This is a genomic window from Brachyspira sp. SAP_772, from assembly GCF_009755885.1.
In the GTDB taxonomy this organism is placed as follows: domain Bacteria; phylum Spirochaetota; class Brachyspiria; order Brachyspirales; family Brachyspiraceae; genus Brachyspira.
In genome coordinates, this window is record NZ_VYIX01000114.1 from 1 (window position 1) to 788 (window position 788).

1 pseudogene is annotated in these 788 nt (G+C 34.1%); it reads left to right on the top strand.

Annotation, left to right across the window (positions count from 1 at the left end):
- A pseudogene (locus GQX97_RS12940) lies at positions 1-788 on the top strand (methyltransferase); the annotation flags it as partial.

A 788-nucleotide genomic window follows, 5' to 3' on the forward strand; every position in this document is an offset into this window, starting at 1 on the left:
AAAATGATAGGACTGAGGCGGCTAGAATAAAGTATTTTACTTATGAAGATTATTTGAAAGAGGGTGTTTTTGATTATATATATGATTTGTTTGAGAGGGAGAATGTTGCTAATGGTTCTTTAGATGCTTATTCTGAGAACTTATGCAATAGAAAGGGGAGCGAGACAGTTGATGTGCATTTTCTTAGCACTTTAGATGAGCTTAGGACGAAATTGGCTGTTGTGATAAGTAAGCTTAATAGGGAGATGAGCGAGAAAGATATAAATTATGCGGTGCAGCAGATTATTGACAGGATTATATTTTTGAGGGTGGCTGAGGATAGGAATGTTGAGAATTATGGGCTTCTTGCTTTGGCTAATCCTAAAAATAAAAATGAAGATGATTTTAAAAATTACGGTTTTAATGGGGAGAATAGTTATTATGAGAATTTGAATTATATTTTTGATAGGGCTAATGAGAAATATAATTCGGGGTTATTTGATGAAGATGCGATAGTAAGAAATTTAAATATAGATGATAAAACAATAAAAGATATTATAGATGAGCTTTATACRCCTAAGAATCCTTATCAGTTTTCAGTGATACCAGTTGAGATAATAGGTAATGCTTATGAGCAGTTTTTGGGCAAGACTATTAGTATAGATAAGAATCACAAGGCGGTTATAGAATTAAAGCATGAGGTACGCAAGGCGGGAGGAGTTTATTATACGCCTGAGTATATAGTAGATTACATAGTAGCGAATACGGTAGGGGAGGCTATAAAGGGTAAGACACCCGATGAGATAGTA